The 252-nt window shown below is 44.4% G+C and carries 1 pseudogene; it reads right to left on the bottom strand.

Features of this window, described 5'->3' with window-relative positions:
* Positions 1–125: 125 nt before the first annotated feature.
* Positions 126–252 (bottom strand): annotated as a pseudogene (locus NJD71_RS13880) (DDE-type integrase/transposase/recombinase); the annotation flags it as partial.

Here is a 252-nt window from a genome sequence, read left to right as displayed (position 1 = left end):
GGACTGGTTATATCACTACAATCACGAGCGCCCGAATATGGGCAATGGCGGCTTTACGCCAATACAGAAACTAAACCACGCAGCTTAATTCTATTTGATAAGTGTCTTATGGTTGGGATGATTACCATTCGCTTATTGATGGCATAGCCGACAAGCTCTTTGGTGTAGAGGTCTTTAACACCTGCTAAGTATAGCCAACCCTCATTGGTCCAGACATAGGTAATGTCACTAACCCAAGCTTCGTTAGGACGA

Source organism: Psychrobacter sp. PP-21 (assembly GCF_033790785.1).
In the GTDB taxonomy this organism is placed as follows: Bacteria; Pseudomonadota; Gammaproteobacteria; order Pseudomonadales; family Moraxellaceae; genus Psychrobacter.
This window is presented reverse-complemented; position numbering and strand designations above follow the sequence as displayed.